Source organism: Nocardia sp. NPDC049737 (assembly GCF_040674755.1).
Taxonomy (GTDB): domain Bacteria; phylum Actinomycetota; class Actinomycetes; order Mycobacteriales; family Mycobacteriaceae; genus Nocardia.
In genome coordinates, this window is the sequence record NZ_JBFANH010000016.1 from 159603 (window position 1) to 179528 (window position 19926).

The following is a 19926-nucleotide window of genomic DNA, read 5'->3' on the forward strand; positions in this document are numbered from 1 at the left end:
GCACCGCCTCATTGTGCCCCGGTAGATGTGCGGCGAGCGCGCCGGCCTCGAACGTTGCCCGGCTCACAATTGTTTCGGCCCGAATGTGCGATTCGCCATACAGATTCGGCATAATCGCAGATCCCAGCTATTTTGTAACGCGAAGAATAAGTGGGCCGATATTGATGCGTTCGGCAAACAGCTGGCAGTCACCATAACGGAGGTATGAAATGATCACCAACGTGCTCAACTGGTTGCTCAATGCCTGGGGCGGGGTTTCCGCGGGCAGCTCGGGTTACCAGATTCCGCCGGGCACGCTGCCGTTCGGCAGCTGAGCCTCATTCGCCGAGCAGGAATTGCGCGAGGTGTAGACCTCGGCGGCCGTTCAGCTGCATGGCCTGGGTTCGACACGAGAACCCGTCGGCTATCAGTATCGAATCATCGCCGGTATTCCGCAACGCTGGGAGCAAGCCATTCTCGGCAACGGCGACCGAAATGTCGTAATGGCCGGATTGCATTCCGAAGTTTCCGGCCAGACCGCAGCATCCAGTGACCTCTGTCACATTTATCTGCATGCTGGCTAACATTCGGCGATCTTCGTCGAAGCCGAGGACGGCATGGTGATGGCAATGCGGTTGGACAACCACCGACTGTCCCAGTCGTGGTGGCGGGTGCCAGTTCGGCTGTTCGGCAAGGAATTCGGCGAGTGTGCGCACAGCGGCGGCGGTCGCGGCCGCGCGCGGGTCCTCCGGTAGCAGTTCCGGCAGGTCCGCGCGCAGGACCGCGGTGCATGACGGCTCGAGCCCGACGACGATGCCACCCCCGCGCACATGCTCCTCCAGTTCGGTGAGTGTCGCGCGCAGCCGGGCCCGAGCGCCGTCGAGCTGTCCGGTACTGATCCAGGTGAGACCGCAGCACACGCGCCGCCGCGGTATGCGGACTCGGTAGCCGAGGGATTCCATCAGTTGCACTGCGGCCTGCGCTATTTCGGGGTCGAAGGCATCGGTGAAGGTGTCGACCCACAGGAGCACTTCGGGCGCTCCGTCCGAATCCGCCCGGTCGTGCCAGCTCCTGCGGAAACTGCGGTCGGCGAGTCGCGGTAGGTCACGTCGCGGATCAATTCCGCCCGCACGCAAGGCGATTCGGCGCAACCACCCGATTTCGGCCAGCGCATTCGCCGCTCGCGGCATACGACCCGCGACACCGAGCCAGCGCGGCAACCACCCCAGAGCGTAGTGATCGATGGGACGCGGGCGACGCCGGTAGCGGCGATAGAGTGCCTCGGATTTGTAGGCCGCCATATCGACCCCGGCCGGACAGTCGGAGCGACATGCCTTGCAGGACAGGCATAGATCGAGCGATTCGGCGACCGCCTCGGAAGACCAGGGGAGTGCGCCGCGGACCACCTCCTGCAGCACGCGCGCGCGGCCGCGGGTGCTGTCCTTCTCGTCGGCGGTGGCCAGATATGACGGGCACATGAAGCCCCCCGTCGCACGGGTGTCGGCGCGGCATTTGCCGATGCCGACGCAGCGATGCACGGCGGTGGCGATATCGCCGTTGTCGTGTGGAAAAGCGAAACCAGCTGGACCCGCGATCGGTCGCACTCCGACCAGCCGCAGATCAGCATCGATAGGTCGTGCGGCGACGAGGACGCCCGGGTTCAGCACATCGTCCGGATCGAAGAGCGCCTTGTATCCGGCGAATACGTCCAGTGCGTCCTGGGAGTACATGATCGAGAGCAATTCCGAGCGGGCCCGGCCGTCGCCGTGCTCACCGGAGAGCGAGCCGCCGTAGCGGACCACGAGCTCGGCAGCATCCTGTATGAAGTTCCGAAAGCGTTGCGGCGCATTCGCAATCGGCAGATCGAGGCGGACGTGGATACAGCCGTCGCCGACGTGACCGTAGAGCAGTCCGTCCACGCCGTGGTCTTTTGTCAGCGCGGCAAAGTCACGCAGATACGCACCGAGATGTTCGGGCGGGACGGCCGCATCCTCCCAGCCCGGCCAGGCCGGATGACCCGCCGGAGTGCGACCCGCCAGTCCGGCACCCTCCGCCCGGATTCGCCAAAGTGCCGCGGCGACACCGGGATCGGTGACGATCCTGGAGTCCAGCGCGGCTACGGTTCGGCAGAGCTTCTCGGCCGCGGCATACGCCTCGGCGGGAGTATCACCGGCGGACTCGACGAACAGCCAACCGCTACCGCGCGGCAGTTCCGGCACACCACTGGTGGACCCGCGGTGCACGCGCACGATATCGACCAGTCGCGCGTCGATGCCCTCTACAGCAATCGGGTCGCAGGCCATTACGGCCGCGACATCGTCTGCGGCCGTGGCGATATCGGGATAGCCGAGCACGGTGAGGACGGTTGCCCGCGGCAACGGGACCAGATCTACCGTCGCTTCGAGCAGCAACCCGCAGGTCCCCTCGGTGCCGACGAACGACTTCGCAACCGCCGAACCGCGTTCCGGCAGTAGATGTTCCAGCCCATAGCCGGAGGCCTGCCGATCGAATCGGCCGAGTTCGGTACGGATCACCGCGAGACTCGCCCTGGTGAATGCGGGCAGGCCCGGAATTACCGACGGGTCGGCCGCCAGCGTCCGCTCGGTTCCCGTCCCATCGAGAATGCGCAGCTCACGCACATTATCCGCGGTCCGCCCCCACGCCACCGCATGCGGCCCGCACGCATTGTTGCCGATCATCCCGCCCAGCGTGCACCGATTCTGCGTCGACGGATCGGGCCCGAACCGCAGTCCGTGTACCCCGGCATTCCGCTGTAATTCGGCGAGCACAACACCGGGCTGGACGCGTGCGGTGCGCTTTTCCGGATCCAGCTCGCCGATGCCATTCATATACCGACTGAAGTCCACCACGATCCCGGGACCGACAGCATTACCCGCCACCGAAGTCCCCGCACCCCGCGCGGTAACCGTCAGTCCATTACCCCGCGCGAATTCGAGCGTATGCGCCACATCCTCGACCCCGCGCGGAAAAACGACCGCAGTCGGAAGTACCCGATAATTCGACGCATCGCAGGAGTACTCGGCACGCCGACGCGCGGACGCATCCACCTCGCCCGCGATCACGCGCCCCAGCGCCACCACCAACCGCTGCACACCCACCCCGCAAGCCTATGCACGTACTTCCCCCAGCACCCGCGTCCCACCGCCACAAATCCAGGTTCTCTCGGATATCCGGGCCCGCTGTGTGCCGAGCATTTCAGGCGGTCGGGCGGGGACGGCGCAGGAGCCAAGCCAGCAACGATCGCCGCGCCGGGCGCGGATACTTCGCCACCACGGCCCCGGAACCGATCTCGCCGTCGACTCGCAGCAGCGGCGATCCGGGCAGACTGCCCTCGGTCACCTTGTTCTTGATGGTGCCGCTCTTGGCCTGCACCCGATCGAGGTCGACCCGCCAGCCGCGCGGCACGATCAACTGGACCGTGCCGGAACCCACGGCGACATGCACCGCGACCTCACGATGCGGGCACATCGCCTGGGTGAAGTCGATCTTGATACCGCCGGAGCTGCATTCGGCCGTGATTTCGGCCGGGACGATCCACGCGCCGTCCTTCACCCGCGCCCCACTGCCGGTGCGCAGTTCGATGGGTTCGCGTGCCGCCGCGATCACCGGAAGATCGGCCGTGATGGCGAGGAGTTCCTGCGTCGTCTGCGCCGAATAGACCGCGACCAGCCGTTTATCCAGCTCGAGCAGATCGAGTTGCCCTTCGTCGACGGCGAGCTGCAGCTGTTTTGCCGCGACCTCGCGATCGATATCGCCGACCCGAACCGCGGGCAGGTTCTCCGGTGCGTCGGTCATACGACATGCTCCCCTTGCTCGTCCTGACCGAAATCGTACGGACGGCTCGTTTGCGAGTCGACCACGGACATTCGTGGCCAATTTCCGCTGCTTGTCATGGTCATGCGGTAAGACCTATATATGCCCAGGTGGCTGCTGCACGTCGATCTCGACCAGTTCCAAGCGGCGGTGGAATTCCGCCGCCATCCGGAGCTGCGCGGCCTGCCGGTCATCGTCGGCGGCAATGGCGATCCCGACGAACCTCGCAAGGTGGTGACCTGCGCGTCGTATCCGGCCAGGGCATTCGGCGTGCGCGCCGGGATGGCGTTGCGCTCGGCCAAGCGCAAATGTCGCGACGGGATCTTCCTCCCATTGGATATGGCCACCTATGAGGAGGCATCCGAGGAGGTCATGGCGCTGCTGCGGACCTTTCCCGGCCGCGTCGAGGTATGGGGCTGGGACGAGGCCTTCCTAGCCGCCGATACCGATGATCCGGAGCAGCTCGCACGCGAAATCCGCAGCGCCATTGCCCAATTGGAGCTGACATGTGCGATCGGCATCGGCGACAACAAGCTAACGGCCAAGCTGGCGACCGGGTTCGCCAAATCCGCCGGTAAGTCCTCGGCCGAACCCGCCGACACCGATGGTGCGGCGGCGGGCATCTTCCGGCTCACCGCCGCGAACTGGGTCGAGGTGATGGCGCACCGTCCTACGAATGCGCTGTGGGGCATCGGAAATCGGATCGCCGCGCGAATGGCCGAACTCGGCATCGAAACCGTCGCCGACCTGATGGCGGCCGACCGGCAGCGCCTCGCCGCCGAATTCGGTCCCAATACCGGCCCGTATTTCTGGGTGCTCGGCCACGGTAAGGGCGATACCGATGTCACCACAGAGCCGCGAATTCCGGTGGGCCGCAGTAAATCCGAGACATTCCCACACGACCTGACCGATCCCGAGGAGATCCGCGCACAGGTGGCGCGACTGGCCACCGAGGTAGGCGAGGAGATGGCCGCCGCGGGCCGCATCCCGCAGCGCGTCTCGGTGACCGTCCGCAGCAATACCTTCTACACCCGCAGTAAACAGGAGAAACTCCCCGAGCCGACCACCGATATCGCGGCCATCGTGGAAACCGCCCTGCACATCATCGACCGATTCGAACTCGATCGCCCGGTTCGGCTGCTCGGCGTCCGCCTCGAACTCCTACCGCAATAGCCGGGGCGAAGATCCACCCCGGTGCCGGCTGACGCTCGTATGCTCGTCGGCATGGAGTTCTGGGCGATGGTGGCACAAGAATCGGACAGCGGGATCGTGCTCACGCGGCGGCAGGTCAACGAGGACTTCCTCGGGCCGGGTGAGGTCACGATCAAGGTGCACTACTCGAGCGCGAACTACAAGGACGGGCTGGCGATCACCGCGGGCGGTGGCGTGGTCCGGAACTATCCGATCATCCCCGGCATCGATATCACCGGTGAGGTCGTCACCTCCGAGGTCGAGGATTTCGCACCCGGTGACCAGGTGGTGGCACACGGCTACGACATCGGCGTATCGCATCACGGCGGCTTCGCCGAATACGCGAGAGTTCCCGCCGACTGGGTGGTCAAGCTCGACGGTCTCAGCACCCGAGACGCGGCCGTACTCGGCACCGCCGGTTTCACCGCCGCACTCAGCGTGCAGGGTTTGCTCGATCACGAACTCACCCCGGAGACGGGTGCAGTGCTGGTCACTGGTGCGACGGGCGGTGTCGGCAGCGTGGCCATCGATATCCTGTCGGGCCTCGGCTTCGAGGTGATCGCCTCCACTGGGAAGACCGACGCGGGAGATCGGCTGGCCGAACTCGGCGCGAACGAAGTGATCGGCCGGTTGCCGGCGGATCCCGATGCGAAACTGCGTCCACTATCGAAGGCCACCTGGGCCGGTGCCGTGGACAGCGTTGGCGGCAAATCCCTCGCCTATATCCTCAGCGCGATCGGCTACGGCGGTGTGGTCGCGGTCAGCGGCCTCACCGGCGGCTCGGATCTGCCGACCACCGTCATGCCGTTTATCCTGCGCGGCGTATCGCTGCTGGGCATCGACTCCGCGTACGTTCCGATCGACAAGCGGCGCGCGCTGTGGGCTCGACTTGCCAATGAGTTGCGGCCCCAGCACCTTTCGACCATCGAGAATTTCGCTCCTATTACCGAGGCCGAGAAGGTCCTGCACACCATTCAGCATGGCGGCCACTCCGGTCGCACCGTGTTCGGCGTCGCCGGGGAATTCTGACGGTACCCACCGAAGCCCGGATCCGAGCAGGGCTTCGGCGGGTTCGGGCTCAGGCCGCGACTTCGACCGGCTCGTCCGCGAACTGCGTGCGGTACAGCTGCGCGTAGCGTCCGTCGGCGGCGAGCAGTTGGGTGTGCGTGCCACGCTCCACGATTCGGCCGTCCTCGAGCACCAGGATCTGGTCGGCGGCGCGAATAGTGGAGAGCCGATGTGCGATGACCAGTGCGGTTCGGCCATCCAGTGCCTCGGAAAGCGCCTCTTGGACAGCGGCTTCCGAGGTCGAATCCAGCGAGGCGGTCGCCTCGTCGAGGATTACCACGCGTGGTTGCTTGAGCAGCAGCCTGGCAATGGTCAGCCGCTGGCGTTCACCGCCGGAAAGGCGGTAGCCGCGTTCGCCGACGACGGTATCCAGGCCGTCCTGCAGTGACGTCACCAGCTCACGTAACCGCGCCCGCTGCAGCGCATCCCACAGCTCGGCCTCGGTGGCCTCCGGTCGGGCAAGCAGCAGATTGGCGCGGATGGTGTCGTGGAACAGGTGGCCGTCCTGGGTGACCAGGCCGACGGTGTCCCGGATGGAGGTCGTGGTCAGATCGCGCACATCGGTACCGTTGAGCCGCACGGCTCCCCCATCTACGTCGTAGAGCCGGGAAACGAGTTGGGCCACAGTGGATTTTCCGGCACCCGAGGAACCGACCAGTGCGACGAGCTGACCGGGCTCGGCCCGCAGCGACACATTGTGCAGCACCTCGACCCCGCCGCGGGTATCCAGCGTCGCGACATCTTCGAGCGAGGCGAGCGACACTTTATCGGCTGAGGGGTAGCCGAAGGTGACGTTATCCAGTTCGACAGCGACCGGACCTTCGGGCACCGTGACGGCCTCCGGTGCGTCCTCGATCAGCGGTTTCAGATCCAGCACCTCGAAGACCCGCTCGAAGCTCACCAGCGCGGACATGATTTCCATCCGGGCGCTGGCGAGTGCGGTGAGCGGAGTGTAGAGGCGGGTCAGCAGCAGCGAAAGCGACACCACCGCACCGGCATCCAACTGGCCGCGCAGCGCGTACCACCCGCCGAGTCCGTAGACCAGTGCCAGAGCCAGGGCCGAAACCAGGGTCAGCGAGGTGACGAAAACCGTCTGCAGCATTGCCGTGCGCACCCCGATATCGCGCACTCGACGCGCCCGCAGCGCGAATTCGTCCGACTCCTGCTGCGGCCGTCCGAACAGCTTCACCAGCGTCGCGCCCGGTGCGGAGAAGCGTTCGGTCATCTGGGTGCTCATCGCCGCATTGAGGCCCGCGGCCTCCCGCTGCAATCCGGCCAGCCGATTGCCCATCCGCCGCACCGGAACCACGAAAACCGGCAGCAGCACCAGCGCGAGCAGCGTGATCTGCCAGGAGATGCGGACCATGACGGCGACGGTGAGCGCGAGGGTCACCAGATTCGTGACGACACCGGAGAGCGTGTCGCTGAACGCGCGCTGCGCCCCGATCACATCGCTGTTCAGGCGGCTGACCAGCGCGCCGGTGCGGGTCCGGGTGAAGAACGCGATGGGCATCTTCTGCACATGATCGAACACGGCAGTGCGCAGATCCAGGATCAGCCCCTCGCCGATCCGCGAGGACAGCCAGCGGATGATCACCCCGAGCGCCGCATCGACCACCGCGAGCCCGGCGATCAGGATCGCGAGGGTGACCACGACGCGCGGCGCCGCGCCACCGACAATGTCGTTGACCACCCGACCCGCCAGCACCGGCGTCGCTACCGCGAGCAGCGCGGACACCACGCTGAACAGCAAGAACGCGCCGATCCGGCGGCGGTGCGGGCGCGCGAACCGCAGAATGCGCCGCGCCGTCGCGAGCCGGAACGGCCGCTGCTCCTGTGGCGCGTTCGCCCGCCGATACATCTGGCTCCAGGCCACCGATTCGATACTCACCGTGCTGCTCCCTCTCGCTCCCCACCCATCGAATACCTGGCCACCGACACTAAGACCTCAACAAAGGTTGAGCGCAAGCCCATTCCGCGCGGATTCCGCGCACAGCGAAACCCGCGCTGGTGGCCGGACCGGATCAGGCCTTGGGCATCTACCCCCCGTCATAGGTTGCGACAGCCTGCGAAGTGCCGGAGCAGCCAGTCCTCGAAGCATGGATCGGATACCGCGAGCGCCCACAGCGTGCCGGCTCCATCGGCGCCCTTTCGACGAACCATGTCGCGCCAGCCTTGTGCCGCCCGCAAAACAGAACTAAATTCTGGTCATGAAGATTCGGGATCGGTTGCTGCTGGCGGCCGAGCGACAGTTCGCGGAGCGGGGGACGTTGGAGACCACGCTGACCCAGATCCGCGACGCGGCGGGGGCAAGTGTCGGCGCGCTCTACCACCACTTTCCGGATAAGGCGGAGCTGTATCGCGAGGTGTGGACGCATGCGCTCGCCGATTATCAGGAGCACTTCTGGGTGGTCGTCGGCGAAAGTACCGATGCGCGGGCGGGTGTGACCGCAGGCGTCATCGAACATCTCCGGTGGGTTACCGACAATCAGTACCGCGCAAAGGTGCTCACCTCGGCTCGGCCGCCCGGCATCCGAGATAGCGACAGCAATCGTGAATTCCTGCGCAATGTATTGCGCTGGTGGCGCACCCACGCCCGCTACGGCGCGGTGCGCGATCTCGATTTCGACCTCGTCTACGCACTGTGGCTGGGCCCGGCGCAGGAGTACTCGCGGCACTGGCTCGGCGGTGAAATCCGCACGGCACCAATCGATGTCGCGCACGAACTAGCCGAGGCCGCCTGGCAAGCACTGGGTAACGACTGAACGGAGCCATCCATGCCAACGATCACCCTCGACCTGGATCTCGCGAAGCAGGTACTCGCCGCGCAGCCGTTCGCACAGTTGGTCGGTACCGAACTCACCGCATTCGGCAATGGCGCGGCGACACTCGTCATTCCCATTCGTCCCGAACTGGGCCAGCAATTCGGCTTCGTACACGGCGGTGTGGTGTCCTATGCGGCCGATAACGCCCTCACCTTCGCCGCTGGAACGGTACTCGGCGCCAATGTACTGACCGGCGGTTTCACCATTACCTACCTGCGGCCCGCCGCAGGTACCCGGCTGCGCGCCGAGGCCACCGTAACCGGGTCGACGCGCCGCCAAGCCGTCGTCGCGTGCGAAATCTATGCCGAACGTCCGGACTCCGAACCGGTGCTGTGCGCGGTCGCTCAGGGCACTGCGCGCTCGGTCGAACGCGAACTCGGCAACTGAGCATCCGCTGACCAGCCCATGAGCGACCGCAAGGTGGTGACCAGCGAGCCGGGATGCAACCCCTCGTCGGAGCGCGCGGCCACATGCCCATCCGGGCGCACCAGCAGCGCACCACCCGCCGGCAGATCGGTGCAGGCACCCCACTCGGCGCCCAAGCCGTGCACCGCGATCTCGATACCGGTTTCGCGCTGCGCATCGGCCGCGCCATCACGCCAGGCAGCCGAATTTCCGGCGATCAGAATCGCGTAGCCGGGTCCACAGAGATCTAACGTCGAGGTGGTGTGCTCGGCGTCGAGCCAGAAGTGCGGCAGTCGCGTTCCGACCTGTCCGGTCAGCCGCTCGACGTGCGGCTCGACCCATTCGATGCAATCGGCGGGTTTGCGCGATACCGCGCTCGAGCAGTACCTGAATCGCATCATGACCGCCCCGAAGTCCAACCGCCGCGCCAAAATGTCCGCGTTGTCAGGGGTTTCGATGCCGTAGCGGGTTTCGAAGTCGGCCGCCAGATTGGCCTGTTCGGCGGCGATGATCGCACGTGACCACCGTTCGGCCTGATAGGAATCGAGGAGTGCGGGTCCGCCCGTACCCGACAGCACGGCGGCCAGTTTCCAGACCAGGTTATGCGCGTCGGCGACACCGGTATTGCCGCCGAAACCACCCCAGGGCGCGTGCCGGTGGGCAGCATCGCCGGTGAGGAAGACGCGCCCGCGCCGGTACTCGTCGGCCACAAAACTAGCGGTGTCCCAAGCACTTCGCGCCAGTACCTCGACCTCGATATCGGGCACGCCGATCGCGGCACGGATCAGCTCGACACAGCGCTCGTCCGGATAGTCCGCGGCCGTCTCACGGGTCGGATCGTATTGGAGCTGGAAGGACCATTCGTCGGTGTTGTTCTTGGACAGGACAAGTCCGCGCATGGTGTCATTGCTGATCTCGCACTGGCTGAAGGTGCGATCGCCGAGCACACCCGTAAGATCGGTCCGCACAAAGACATTGATGTAGTGATGCGTCGGTGGCACCTCCCAGCCCGCGATATCCAATGCCCGACGGATCGGGCTGGCCGCACCGTCGGCCGCGATGAGGTAGTCGGCCCGGATAACCGAGCTGCGGCCCGATTCGTCACGCACGGTCGCCGTGACACCCGCGTCATCGGCCTCGAAATCGATGAGCTCGACCCCGAATCGGAGATCACCACCGCGTTCGCGCGCCTGCGCCGCGAGTACCGGCTCGAGCAGCACCTGGGGCAGGAAGCAGAACTGCGATGGGCTTGGATCGGCCGCCGCCATTGCCGCCCTCAAGTGGCTGAGGTCCAGCGGCTCGGCCGTGATCAGACTGGTGCCGCGGCGTGCACCACCGAAACTGCCCGCACGCAACGCGGTCGCGGCGGCCTGCTCGACCTGTCCCTCGACACCGACCTGGCGCAACAGCTCGGAGGTCCTGGTATGCAGGCCGCGGGCCTTGGGCAACGCCGAAACCTTGGTCCGTTTTTCGACGAGAACATAAGGGACATCGTGGTATTCGAGGAACAGCGCGGCCGATAGCCCGACCAGGCCGCCACCGACAACGAGAACGGGAATCCGCTGCGTAGAAGTCATGCCACGATCATGTGCGCGCGGGCTTGCATCGGCCTTGCGTCGCGGTCACGGCGACCATGCATACGAAACGGGCCGTACCCGCAGGTACGGCCCGTTCGAGGCGGATTATCAGGCGCTCGCCGCGAAGGCGGGGGCGTCCAGCGCCGGTTCAGCAACCGGCTCGATGGCGTAGGCCAGAATATCGGCCACATCGGCGACCGGGCGCACGTCCAAGGCGGCCAACACATCCGCGGGCACGTCGTCCAGATCCGGCTCGTTGCGGGCCGGGATGAACACCGTCTGCAGACCCGCGCGCTGCGCGGCCATCAGCTTCTGCTTCACTCCGCCGATCGGCAGCACCCGGCCGTTCAGCGTGACCTCACCGGTCATGCCGACATCCGCGCGCACCTGGCGACCGAGCGCCAGCGACACCAGGGCGGTGACCATGGTGACACCCGCCGAGGGCCCGTCCTTCGGCACCGCACCCGCCGGGAAGTGGATGTGGATATTGCGATCCAGCACCGACGGTTCGATGCCGATCTCCGCCAGGTGCGAGCGCACGTAGGTGAGGGCGATCTGCGCCGACTCCTTCATAACATCTCCCAGCTGTCCGGTCAGGGTGAGTGCACGCTCGCCCTCGGCGCCATTGGCCTCGATGTAGAGGACATCGCCGCCGAGACCGGTGACCGCCAAACCCGTTGCCACACCGGGGACCGCGGTGCGTTCCACCGAATCCGGGGTGAAGCGCGGGCGACCCAGGTAGTCCTTCAGGTTGTCCAGATCGATGGTCAACGACTCCTGGGAGTCGTATCCCAACTCTGCGTCGTATCCCAGCGACACCACATTGTCGGCCGAACCGCTTCCGCCTTCGGACAGCCGAGTCGCGGCCTTGCGCAATGCCTTCGCGATCAACCGCTCCATCTGCCGCACACCGGCTTCCCGGGTGTAGTTGGCCGCGACCTCACGCAGAGCCGCTTCGGTGATCGAAACCTCCTCGGCGGTAAGCGCATTGCGTTCCAGCTGCCGCGGCACCAGGAAGTCGCGGGCGATGGCCACCTTGTCGTCCTCGGTGTAACCGTCGACGGTGATCATTTCCATGCGGTCCAACAGCGGGCCCGGAATGGTCTCCATGACATTCGCGGTCGCGATGAACAGCACGTCGGACAGGTCCAAGTCCAGATCCAGGTAGTGATCGCGGAACGTATGATTCTGCGCCGGATCCAGCACCTCGAGCAGGGCCGCGGCCGGATCACCGCGGAAGTCCGAGCCGACCTTATCGATTTCGTCCAGCAGGACAACGGGATTCATCGATCCCGCCTCCTTGATCGCACGCACGATCCGGCCCGGCAGCGCACCGACGTAGGTGCGCCGGTGACCACGGATCTCCGCCTCGTCTCGCACACCGCCGAGGGCGACGCGAACGAACTTGCGGCCCATGGCCCGTGCCACCGACTCGCCGAGCGAGGTCTTGCCGACACCGGGCGGGCCGACCAGCGCCAGCACGGCGCCGGAACCACGTCCGCCGACAACCTCGAGTCCGCGCGCGGCCCGGCGGGATCGCACGGCCAGGTACTCGACCATACGATCCTTGACCTCGTCCAGGCCGTGGTGATCGGCGTCCAGCACCGCGCGGGCGGCCGAAACATCGGCGCTATCCGTGGTTTTCACGGTCCACGGCAGGTCCAGAACGGTGTCCAGCCAGGTCCGGATCCAGCCGGATTCCGGGCTCTGATCGCTGGCCCGCTCCAGTCGACCGACTTCGCGCAACGCCTCGGCGCGCACGTCATCCGGCAGATCGGCCTGCTCGACCCGGGTGCGGTAGTCATCGGCGCCGTCGGGTTCGTCCTCGCCGAGTTCCTTGCGAATCGCATTGAGCTGTTGGCGCAGCAGGAATTCGCGCTGGCTCTTCTCCATGCCCGCGCGGACATCTTCGCTGATCTTCTCGGTGACCTCGGCCTCGGCGATATGCGCCTTGGTCCACTCGATCAGCTTGGTCAAACGCTGTGCGGTATCGGGGGTTTCGAGCAGCTCACGCTTCTCCTCGGCGGTCAGGTACGGCGCGTAGCCAGCGGTATCGGCGATCGCCGACGGATCGGTCAGCTGATTGACCGCGTCGATGATCTGCCAGGCCTCGCGGCGCTGTAGCACCGAGACGACCAGCTTCTTGTATTCGGCGGCAAGCTCTTTGGTGCGACCGTCGGCGGCGGGGGTTTCCACCGGTTCGGCCTCCACCCACAGCGCGGCGCCCGGCCCGGTGACCCCGTGACCGATCTTGGCGCGCCGTTCGGCCTTCAGCACCGCGGCGGGTGCGCCACCGCGCATCCGGCCGACCTGTTCGATGGTGGCGACGACGCCGTAGGAGGCGTAGCCCTCGGTCAATCGGGGCGCGAGCAGCACCGCGTCGGTATTCGCGGCGCGCGCGGCGTCGATGGCGGCCTGCGCCGATTCGTCCAGTTCGATGGGCACGACCATGCCCGGCAGCACGATCGGATCGGTCAGGAACAGCACCGGCAGGTTCTGTGGTGTAGTCACGTGTTCGACCCTTCCAAAAGTTGAGCGATGCCCAGTCAACCCCGGCCGTCCCACGTTTGTTCCACACCGTTGCCCACGTTCGCTCACAGCGATCGGCGTTCGGTGCGGTACTAGAATTCGGAGCGTGCTCGAAGCCAATGCGCGGCCGGTCTCCGGGCCCGTTCGCTGCGACAATCCGGACGGGCTGAGTATCGGGGAGGCCGCGCGCCGCACCGGGGTCAGCGTGCACACCCTGCGCTACTACGAACGCGCGGGCCTGGTCATCACCCCCGTCGACCGCACCGCCAGCGGGCGCCGGCGCTATCACCAACTCGACCTGGACTGGATCTACATATGCACCCGGCTGCGCGCCGCCGGAATGCCCATCCAGACCATCCGCCGCTACGCCGAACTCGTCGCCGCCGGAAACGGCAACGAGCCCGAGCGCATCGCGCTGATGGAGGCACACCGCGCCGAGGTTGTCGCCAAACTCGCCGAGATCCAGGAGAACCTCGCGCTCATCGATCGCAAGCTCGATATCTACCGAGGACGAATCGCCACCGGCGACCGGTAGCGTGACCGACTGCACATCAGGTGCCCAGCTCCGCATTGACACCCTGTCGGAGCCAATGAGAATGTTGGCAGCTAGATATCTCACGACCTGGGCGGCTTGAGGGGGATCCCACGATGACAACACTCACATCCGGAGTGTTCATCGATTGGGAAGAGCTGACCGGCCTGACGAAGTTCTCCGTCGATCTGATCACCTTTCCGGTCTTCAGTGCGCTCGCCGGGTGGCTCACCAACTGGACCGGTGTGCTGATGCTGTTCTGGCCGGTCGTCTTTCGCGGAATTCGGATTCCTGGCCTGCAGGTGTTGTATCCATACTTTCCGCGTCGGGTCCAGGTGCTGCCGACATTCTCCGGTGACGGCCGCCGGCTCGGTTTCCAGGGATTCATTCCGGCGCGCGCGGAGAAGATGGCCAGCATTTGTGTCGACAAGGCGCTGATGCGGATCGGCAGTCCGCGGGATTTCATTCACGAACTGGATCTGGAAAGTATTGCCGATTACCTTGCGCTACTGGCGAGCAAGCGGGTCAAACCGATCGTCGACGAGGTGATGTATCGGGAGAATCCAGACCTGTGGCGCGGCGTACCCAGGGCGATGAAGCAGGTCATCTATCAGCGGGTGGATCGCGAATTGCCCGCATTGACCAGGCGGGCCTTCGAATCGCTCGGCGACAATGTCGACCAGCTCATCGATATCAAATCCTTCGTCATTCGGTATCTGCAGGAAAACCCGTACATCCTCAAGGATCTGACGACCACCATCGCCGCCCCCGAATTGCGTTTCATGGTGCGCATCGGCCTGCTCGGTGCGCCGTTCGGACTGCTGCTCGCACTGTATATGCATGTGCACCACACCATTCCGGTGTTGGGCTGGGTACCGGGCTGGGTGATCGTGCTGCTGGCCTCGGCGGCGATCGGCGTGATCGTGAATGTCATCGCGGTCAAAATGGTTTTCGAACCGGGTGATCCGCAGCCGCGCTACAAGTATTTGTGGAGGCAGGCGCTACTGGCCAAGCGGCAGCCGCAGGCGGCGACCGATCTCGCGCATATTCTCGCCTACCAGGTGCTGACGCTGCCGAACCTGTCCAAGGAACTGCTCGACGGCCCGAACGGCGATAAGACCAGGCAGCTGATCGAGCGGTTGGTCTCCGATGAGATCCATCGCCAACTCGGCCCGACCACCTCGATCGTGCGCGTCGCCTTCGGCCGCCGCCAATTCGACAACCTCAAGGTCGGCGCCGCGGGCGCGGCGGTCGGGTTGGCCCCGAGCCTGGTCGAGGACGAGGAGTTCACCCTCGAACAGGCCGAGAAGATCGACGAGTTCGCTGCACGCAAGCTCCAGGACCTCACTCCGGGGGAGTTCATGGAGATGTTCTATGCCTCGGTCGAACAGGATGCCTGGCTGTTGTATCTACACGGCGCACTGCTCGGTTTGGTGGTCGGTGCGGCGCACCTGACGATTTTCGGCTGGTAACCGGCCCGATTCCGGTCGGCTGCGCGCCCGCGCCAAATACAAGCACGCACGCTTGCATTTTTTTCGGCGCGCTGCGATGCTGAACCGCGACGGCGTACGAAGCAGTGCGCCTGGACGGGACAGGGATCAGATGGCCGACCTGAACGCGCTCCTGCGCGATTTCGCCGACGACTGCACGGAACTGGAACGCATCGTCGCGCCGCTGGCGGACTGGTCCACGTCGACACCCGCCCCTGGCTGGAGTATCGCCCATCAGATCGGCCATCTGGCCTGGACAGATGAGGTCGCCGCGCTGGCCGCCACCGATCCGGACGGTTTCGCGCGGCTGGTCGAGGACGCAGGCCCGAAGGCATTCACCTTTGTCGACGAGGCCGCCGAGGAGGCGGCCACCGCACCCGCCGCCGAACTGCTCGACCGATGGCGCCGCGGCCGTGCCGCGCTGATCGACGCCCTGCGCGCGGTGCCCTCCGGCACCAAACTGCCGTGGTTCGGACCGCCTATGAGCCCGGCATCCATGGTCAGCGCGCGCATGATGGAGACCTTCGCACACGGCCAGGACATCGCCGATGCACTCGGGCTGAGCAGGACACCGACCGCCCGGCTGCGCACGGTCGCCCATATCGGCGTGCGGACCAGGGATTTCGCCTACACCGTGCGCGGCAAGACCGTGCCCACCGAGGAATTCCGGGTCGAACTCATGGCACCGGACGGCAGCGTGTGGTCCTGGGGTCCCGAGGATGCCGCGCAGAATGTGACCGGTCCGGCACTGGACTTCTGCCTGCTGGTGACGCAGCGCCGTCACCGAGGCGATCTGGCGTTGGAAACAGTGGGTGCGGATGCCGCCGAATGGCTCACCATCGCACAAGCTTTCGCGGGACCGACGGGTGACGGGCGGTCGGCGGGCCAGTTCGCCTGACCCGCCGAGTCCCAACCATCGGGTCCGACCGGAATGCAGGTGCGGGCGAGCGCCACACTTGGGTGCGCCGTTCGTGTCGGCCGGACGCCGTTGGCCGGGTGTCTCGATGTGGCAGTCGAGAATGGCGCTCGCCAGCTAAGTGTATTTACCCGCTTGTCAGCTTGTGGAAACATTGACGACGCCTTTCGGCTCGAGTTCGGTATCGAAGGCGTCACCCGGCTTTTGTGATGCTGATCTCTCCCATGCGGTGCCACCTGCGGCTGCCCCTGTAACCTGGACGAGCGTACGGCTTTCAACGATGCGGGCCGCGCGGTGAGGGGTGCAGGGGCGGACGGAAAGGAACGCATCGTGGCATCACATAAGCCTGCCCAGATCGCTCGGCATACCGCCATCGTGCTCGCCGGCGCCGCCAGCCTCACTCTCACCGTCGCCTCCGGGGCCTACATCGTCCACCAGATGGCCGATACCCAGTACGCCACCAACGATATCGCCGCACCGCCTGCGGTCCGGATTCCGGATGTCGACACGGACTACGGTCCTGTGCTCTCCGATGCCGTGCTGACCGGTGGAAGTCGTGATCTGCCCGCGCTATTCGGCCGCTTTCCCGCGGAATCCAATGACGGCACCGTGAAAACCTCTCAGGCCCATACCGATTCGCCTGCCTCCGCCGGAATCAGTGGCAAACTACGCCTCGGCACCGCCTATGTCGGCGCGCAGGTGGCACCCGGCCGCGCGAATTCCGTCACCTTCACCGTGGATACCAACGCGCTGACGATACTGACGGATTTCCTGCTCACCGAACCGGTTCGGGACCGGCTCGGTATCCACGCCGATCCGGGCGGCGTCACCCAGTTGCGCACCGAGGTCGACACGCACAACGGCGAAGTGATATTCACCTTCTCCGATCCGACCCTCGGCGAACACGGCCTGCGACTGGACCGCAATCCCCCGCCCAGCACGAAACACACACCGAGCTCCGCGGAGTCGACGGTTCCGGAAACGGATAACGCCACCGAGTCGAATAGCACGATCACCGTCTGACACAGATTGCTTGCACGCCGCAACAACTGATTTCGTATGTACATGGGTAACTCATCGGGCACGCCCAGAACTCGACCCGACACTCGGTCGCCAGTCCGCGAACGAACCTTCGAGGCTCCCAACGGCCGGCAAAAGGCTCGGGGAGGCGGATACGACTTCTGCGTCATCGGGGGCGGGATCGTCGGAGTCGCAACGGCGCATCGGATTCTGCGGCAGCATCCGGATGCGAGCCTCGTGCTCATCGACAAGGCCGGCGCACTCGCGTCCCATCAGACCGGGCACAACAGCGGCGTCATCCATTCCGGCATCTACTACCCGCCGGACAGTCTGAAGGCCCGCCTGTGCCGGAAGGGCGCCGCATGGACGAAGGAATTCGCGGCGGCCCACGATATTCCGTTCGAGGTGTGCGGAAAACTGCTGGTGGCCACCGACGGCGCCGAATACGAGCGAATGCTCGCGCTGCACGAACGATCGGTCACCAACGGTGTCGATGTCGAACTCATCGACAGCGCCCAATTGACTCGCCGCGAACCACATGTGACCGGTCTCGGCGCATTGTTCGTGCCTGCCACCGGCATCATCGACTTCACCCGCGTCACCACCGCACTCGCCGAGGAGGTTCGGGCCGCGGGCGGTGAAATCGTGCTGAATGCCGAGATCACCGCACTCACCGAAACCACCGACGCGGTCACCGCGGCGGGTCCCGCAGGTTCCTGGACCGCGCGCACGCTGGTTGTCTGCGCGGGTCTGCAGGCCGACCGCATGGCCGCCCTCGCCGGTCTGCAAAACGATTTCCGCATCGTGCCGTTCCGCGGTGAGTACTACCAGTTACCGCCCAGCCGATCCGGACTGGTGCGCACACTGATCTATCCGATTCCCGATCCGAACCTGCCATTCCTCGGGGTGCATCTGAGCCCGATGATCGACGGCACCCTGACCGTCGGCCCCAATGCCGTGCTCGGTCTGGCCAGGGAGGGCTACCGCAAGGGCAGCTTCGACGCCCGCGACGCCCGTGCGGTGCTCGGCTTTCCCGGCTTCCGCCGGGTCGCCCGCGCGCATGCGCGCACCGGACTGCGCGAATTGCGCAACTCCCTGTTCAAACGCGGTTATCTGGCCGAATGCCGACGGTACTGCCCGGAGCTGACGGTCGCGGACCTGCGGCCGCGCGAGGCGGGGATCCGCGCGCAAGCGGTATTGCGCGACGGAACCCTCGTGCACGACTTTCTGATCGAACGCACACCGCGCTCGATTCATGTGCTCAACGCACCGTCACCCGCGGCGACCTCGGCCATGCCGATCGCCGAATACATCGTCGGCCAACTGTGACGCCACCGAGTTAGCTGCGTCGCGCGTCCCAGCAAACCAAGCGACCACCCGGTCATCAATCTGGTAAGCCCGCCAACCAAATTCCCGGCAAACCCTCGAATAAAGAGGAGAGCTGTAGTACTTTTAGCGGCAGCCAACAGGGAGGGGCCCTATGGGCCACATCAAGTACGCGAGCGACGTCGGAGCCCCGGTCGAGGTGGCCTTCACCTATACCGACAACCATCTGTTCGTACCGGATTGGATGTTCGCCGTCGCCGCGTTCGAGCCGAAAGATGAGCTCGACCAGGGTCTCGGTGCGGTCTTCATGACACGGATCAGACTGGGGCTGTGGCGACCGACCGTCGAATGCGAGATCACCGAATACCGGCGCAATGTGGTGATCGGCTACACATTGCGCGGCCCGTTATCAGGGACTTTGACGCTGCGCTTCGACCCGCTCGGCTACGGACGCTCGGTGCTGACCTCGGAAGCGGAGTACGCTCCACCGGGTGGGCTGTTCGGTCGGCCGTGCCTGCGCCCGGTGGATTTCGCCGTGCGCTCGGCGTTGCGCCACACCGAATCCCAGTTGCGAAGGGAGATAGAGCAATTCCACGGTACCGATCTTGTCGGTCGGATTGCGTAGGGTGCCATCCATGATCATCGTGAGCACCGACGGATCCTGCCTCCGCAATCCCGGCGGCGCTATCGGCTGGGCTTGGGTCAATCATCAGGGCGGTTCACGCAGCGGGGGAGCCGCCACCGGAACCAATCAGGTCGCGGAGTTGCGCGCGCTATTGGAGGCGGTACTCGCACATCCCGGCGAGGAACCGCTGTTCATCGAGAGCGATTCGCTGTACGCGATCAAATGCGCCTCGGAGTGGATCTTCGGCTGGCGCACCAATGGCTGGCGCACCGCCAGCGGCGGCGCGGTGAAGAACGTCGAACTCATCAAACAGATCGACCGGGCAATCGCCTCACGACCGGGACCGGTCCGGTTCCGTTGGGTGCGTGGTCATGTCGGCAATTACTACAACGAAATGGCCGACACCCTCGCGGGTGAGGCGGCCAGACAGGCCGCGGCCTCCGCAGCCGCCGGTGAGGTCCCGACCGCGGAACTCCCCGAGCTGCTGCCGCTGCTCGAGGACTCCTCCGATAAGACCAAAAAATCCGCCCGACCGCGGTCAGCGGGGAAGCCGGTCGCGCCAGCACCTCAGGCATTGACGCTGTTCTGAGTCCGCCGGGCGCGACCGGG

At 65.6% G+C, this 19926-nt stretch carries 16 protein-coding genes; 11 read left to right on the forward strand and 5 right to left on the reverse strand.

Annotation, left to right across the window (positions count from 1 at the left end; genetic code table 11):
* Nucleotides 1–317: 317 nt before the first annotated feature.
* Nucleotides 318–3098 (reverse strand): FAD-binding and (Fe-S)-binding domain-containing protein, encoded by a 2781-nt coding sequence (locus AB0J47_RS22415; protein ID WP_364348949.1) that lies wholly within the window; start codon nucleotides 3096–3098, stop codon nucleotides 318–320.
* A 97-nt stretch (nucleotides 3099–3195) separates the two neighbouring features.
* Complete coding sequence (locus AB0J47_RS22420; RefSeq protein ID WP_364348952.1) at nucleotides 3196–3795, reverse strand: DUF1707 domain-containing protein; 600 nt, start codon at nucleotides 3793–3795, stop codon at nucleotides 3196–3198.
* Between the two features lie 120 nt (nucleotides 3796–3915).
* Here AB0J47_RS22420 and AB0J47_RS22425 point away from each other — a divergent pair, with 120 nt between their 5' ends.
* On the forward strand, nucleotides 3916–4986 hold the full coding sequence (locus AB0J47_RS22425; RefSeq protein WP_364348955.1) for a DNA polymerase IV: 1071 nt from the start codon (nucleotides 3916–3918) through the stop codon (nucleotides 4984–4986).
* A 51-nt stretch (nucleotides 4987–5037) separates the two neighbouring features.
* Nucleotides 5038–6033 carry an oxidoreductase gene (locus tag AB0J47_RS22430; protein WP_364348958.1) on the forward strand — a complete coding sequence of 332 codons (996 nt, stop codon included), beginning with the start codon at nucleotides 5038–5040 and terminating at the stop codon, nucleotides 6031–6033.
* A gap of 49 nt (nucleotides 6034–6082) precedes the next feature.
* Here the strand turns inward: AB0J47_RS22430 and AB0J47_RS22435 are convergent, their stop codons facing one another.
* Nucleotides 6083–7963: an ABC transporter ATP-binding protein gene (locus AB0J47_RS22435; protein ID WP_364348961.1), complete on the reverse strand. Its 1881-nt coding sequence runs from the start codon at nucleotides 7961–7963 to the stop codon at nucleotides 6083–6085.
* Nucleotides 7964–8282: 319 nt separating this feature from the next.
* Here AB0J47_RS22435 and AB0J47_RS22440 point away from each other — a divergent pair, with 319 nt between their 5' ends.
* Both AB0J47_RS22440 and AB0J47_RS22445 read left to right on the forward strand, forming a co-directional pair.
* Complete coding sequence (locus AB0J47_RS22440) at nucleotides 8283–8837, forward strand: TetR family transcriptional regulator (RefSeq protein WP_364348964.1); 555 nt, start codon at nucleotides 8283–8285, stop codon at nucleotides 8835–8837.
* Between the two features lie 12 nt (nucleotides 8838–8849).
* Nucleotides 8850–9284 (forward strand): PaaI family thioesterase, encoded by a 435-nt coding sequence (locus AB0J47_RS22445; protein ID WP_364348967.1) that lies wholly within the window; start codon nucleotides 8850–8852, stop codon nucleotides 9282–9284.
* On the opposite strand, the gene AB0J47_RS22450 is transcribed toward AB0J47_RS22445, so the two are convergent.
* Together AB0J47_RS22450 and lon are read right to left on the reverse strand one after the other, a co-directional pair.
* Complete coding sequence (locus AB0J47_RS22450; RefSeq protein WP_364348970.1) at nucleotides 9242–10879, reverse strand: FAD-dependent monooxygenase; 1638 nt, start codon at nucleotides 10877–10879, stop codon at nucleotides 9242–9244. The two genes, AB0J47_RS22445 and AB0J47_RS22450, sit on opposite strands and share 43 nt — an antisense overlap.
* A 108-nt stretch (nucleotides 10880–10987) precedes the next feature.
* Nucleotides 10988–13330 (reverse strand): endopeptidase La, encoded by a 2343-nt coding sequence (lon, locus tag AB0J47_RS22455; RefSeq protein WP_364349103.1) that lies wholly within the window; start codon nucleotides 13328–13330, stop codon nucleotides 10988–10990.
* 184 nt (nucleotides 13331–13514) lie between these two features.
* On the opposite strand from lon, the gene AB0J47_RS22460 reads away from it, so the two are divergent.
* The 7 genes from AB0J47_RS22460 to AB0J47_RS22490 all read left to right on the forward strand — a co-directional run bounded on the left by AB0J47_RS22460 (nucleotide 13515) and on the right by AB0J47_RS22490 (nucleotide 19906).
* Complete coding sequence (locus tag AB0J47_RS22460; RefSeq protein ID WP_364348973.1) at nucleotides 13515–13943, forward strand: MerR family transcriptional regulator; 429 nt, start codon at nucleotides 13515–13517, stop codon at nucleotides 13941–13943.
* A gap of 113 nt (nucleotides 13944–14056) precedes the next feature.
* Entirely contained in the window at nucleotides 14057–15412 is a 1356-nt protein-coding gene (locus AB0J47_RS22465) for a hypothetical protein (protein ID WP_364348976.1), read from the forward strand.
* 130 nt (nucleotides 15413–15542) lie between these two features.
* Entirely contained in the window at nucleotides 15543–16328 is a 786-nt protein-coding gene (locus tag AB0J47_RS22470; RefSeq protein ID WP_364348979.1) for a TIGR03084 family metal-binding protein, read from the forward strand.
* Between the two features lie 348 nt (nucleotides 16329–16676).
* Entirely contained in the window at nucleotides 16677–17369 is a 693-nt protein-coding gene (locus AB0J47_RS22475; RefSeq protein ID WP_364348982.1) for a hypothetical protein, read from the forward strand.
* A 42-nt stretch (nucleotides 17370–17411) separates the two neighbouring features.
* Nucleotides 17412–18695, forward strand: a complete 1284-nt coding sequence (lhgO, locus tag AB0J47_RS22480; protein ID WP_364348985.1) for an L-2-hydroxyglutarate oxidase — start codon at nucleotides 17412–17414, stop codon at nucleotides 18693–18695.
* A 151-nt stretch (nucleotides 18696–18846) separates the two neighbouring features.
* The gene (locus AB0J47_RS22485) at nucleotides 18847–19317 is read left to right on the forward strand and encodes an SRPBCC family protein (RefSeq protein ID WP_364348988.1); all 471 of its coding nucleotides are present in this window, start codon (nucleotides 18847–18849) and stop codon (nucleotides 19315–19317) included.
* Between the two features lie 10 nt (nucleotides 19318–19327).
* Nucleotides 19328–19906: a ribonuclease H gene (locus tag AB0J47_RS22490; RefSeq protein ID WP_364348991.1), complete on the forward strand. Its 579-nt coding sequence runs from the start codon at nucleotides 19328–19330 to the stop codon at nucleotides 19904–19906.
* Nucleotides 19907–19926: the final 20 nt, after the last annotated feature.

What these genes read in the sequence shown, in the direction of transcription:
- AB0J47_RS22490 (WP_364348991.1), top strand. Translation starts at nt 19,328, where the DNA reads ATGATCATCGTGAGCACCGACGGATCCTGCCTCCGCAATCCCGGCGGC.
- AB0J47_RS22465 (WP_364348976.1), top strand. Translation starts at nt 14,057, where the DNA reads ATGACAACACTCACATCCGGAGTGTTCATCGATTGGGAAGAGCTGACC.
- AB0J47_RS22420 (WP_364348952.1), bottom strand. Translation starts at nt 3,795, where the DNA reads ATGACCGACGCACCGGAGAACCTGCCCGCGGTTCGGGTCGGCGATATC.
- lon (WP_364349103.1), bottom strand. Translation starts at nt 13,330, where the DNA reads ATGGTCGTGCCCATCGAACTGGACGAATCGGCGCAGGCCGCCATCGAC.
- AB0J47_RS22440 (WP_364348964.1), top strand. Translation starts at nt 8,283, where the DNA reads ATGAAGATTCGGGATCGGTTGCTGCTGGCGGCCGAGCGACAGTTCGCG.
- AB0J47_RS22485 (WP_364348988.1), top strand. Translation starts at nt 18,847, where the DNA reads ATGGGCCACATCAAGTACGCGAGCGACGTCGGAGCCCCGGTCGAGGTG.
- AB0J47_RS22450 (WP_364348970.1), bottom strand. Translation starts at nt 10,879, where the DNA reads ATGACTTCTACGCAGCGGATTCCCGTTCTCGTTGTCGGTGGCGGCCTG.
- lhgO (WP_364348985.1), top strand. Translation starts at nt 17,412, where the DNA reads ATGGGTAACTCATCGGGCACGCCCAGAACTCGACCCGACACTCGGTCG.
- AB0J47_RS22445 (WP_364348967.1), top strand. Translation starts at nt 8,850, where the DNA reads ATGCCAACGATCACCCTCGACCTGGATCTCGCGAAGCAGGTACTCGCC.
- AB0J47_RS22430 (WP_364348958.1), top strand. Translation starts at nt 5,038, where the DNA reads ATGGAGTTCTGGGCGATGGTGGCACAAGAATCGGACAGCGGGATCGTG.
- AB0J47_RS22425 (WP_364348955.1), top strand. Translation starts at nt 3,916, where the DNA reads ATGCCCAGGTGGCTGCTGCACGTCGATCTCGACCAGTTCCAAGCGGCG.
- AB0J47_RS22470 (WP_364348979.1), top strand. Translation starts at nt 15,543, where the DNA reads ATGGCCGACCTGAACGCGCTCCTGCGCGATTTCGCCGACGACTGCACG.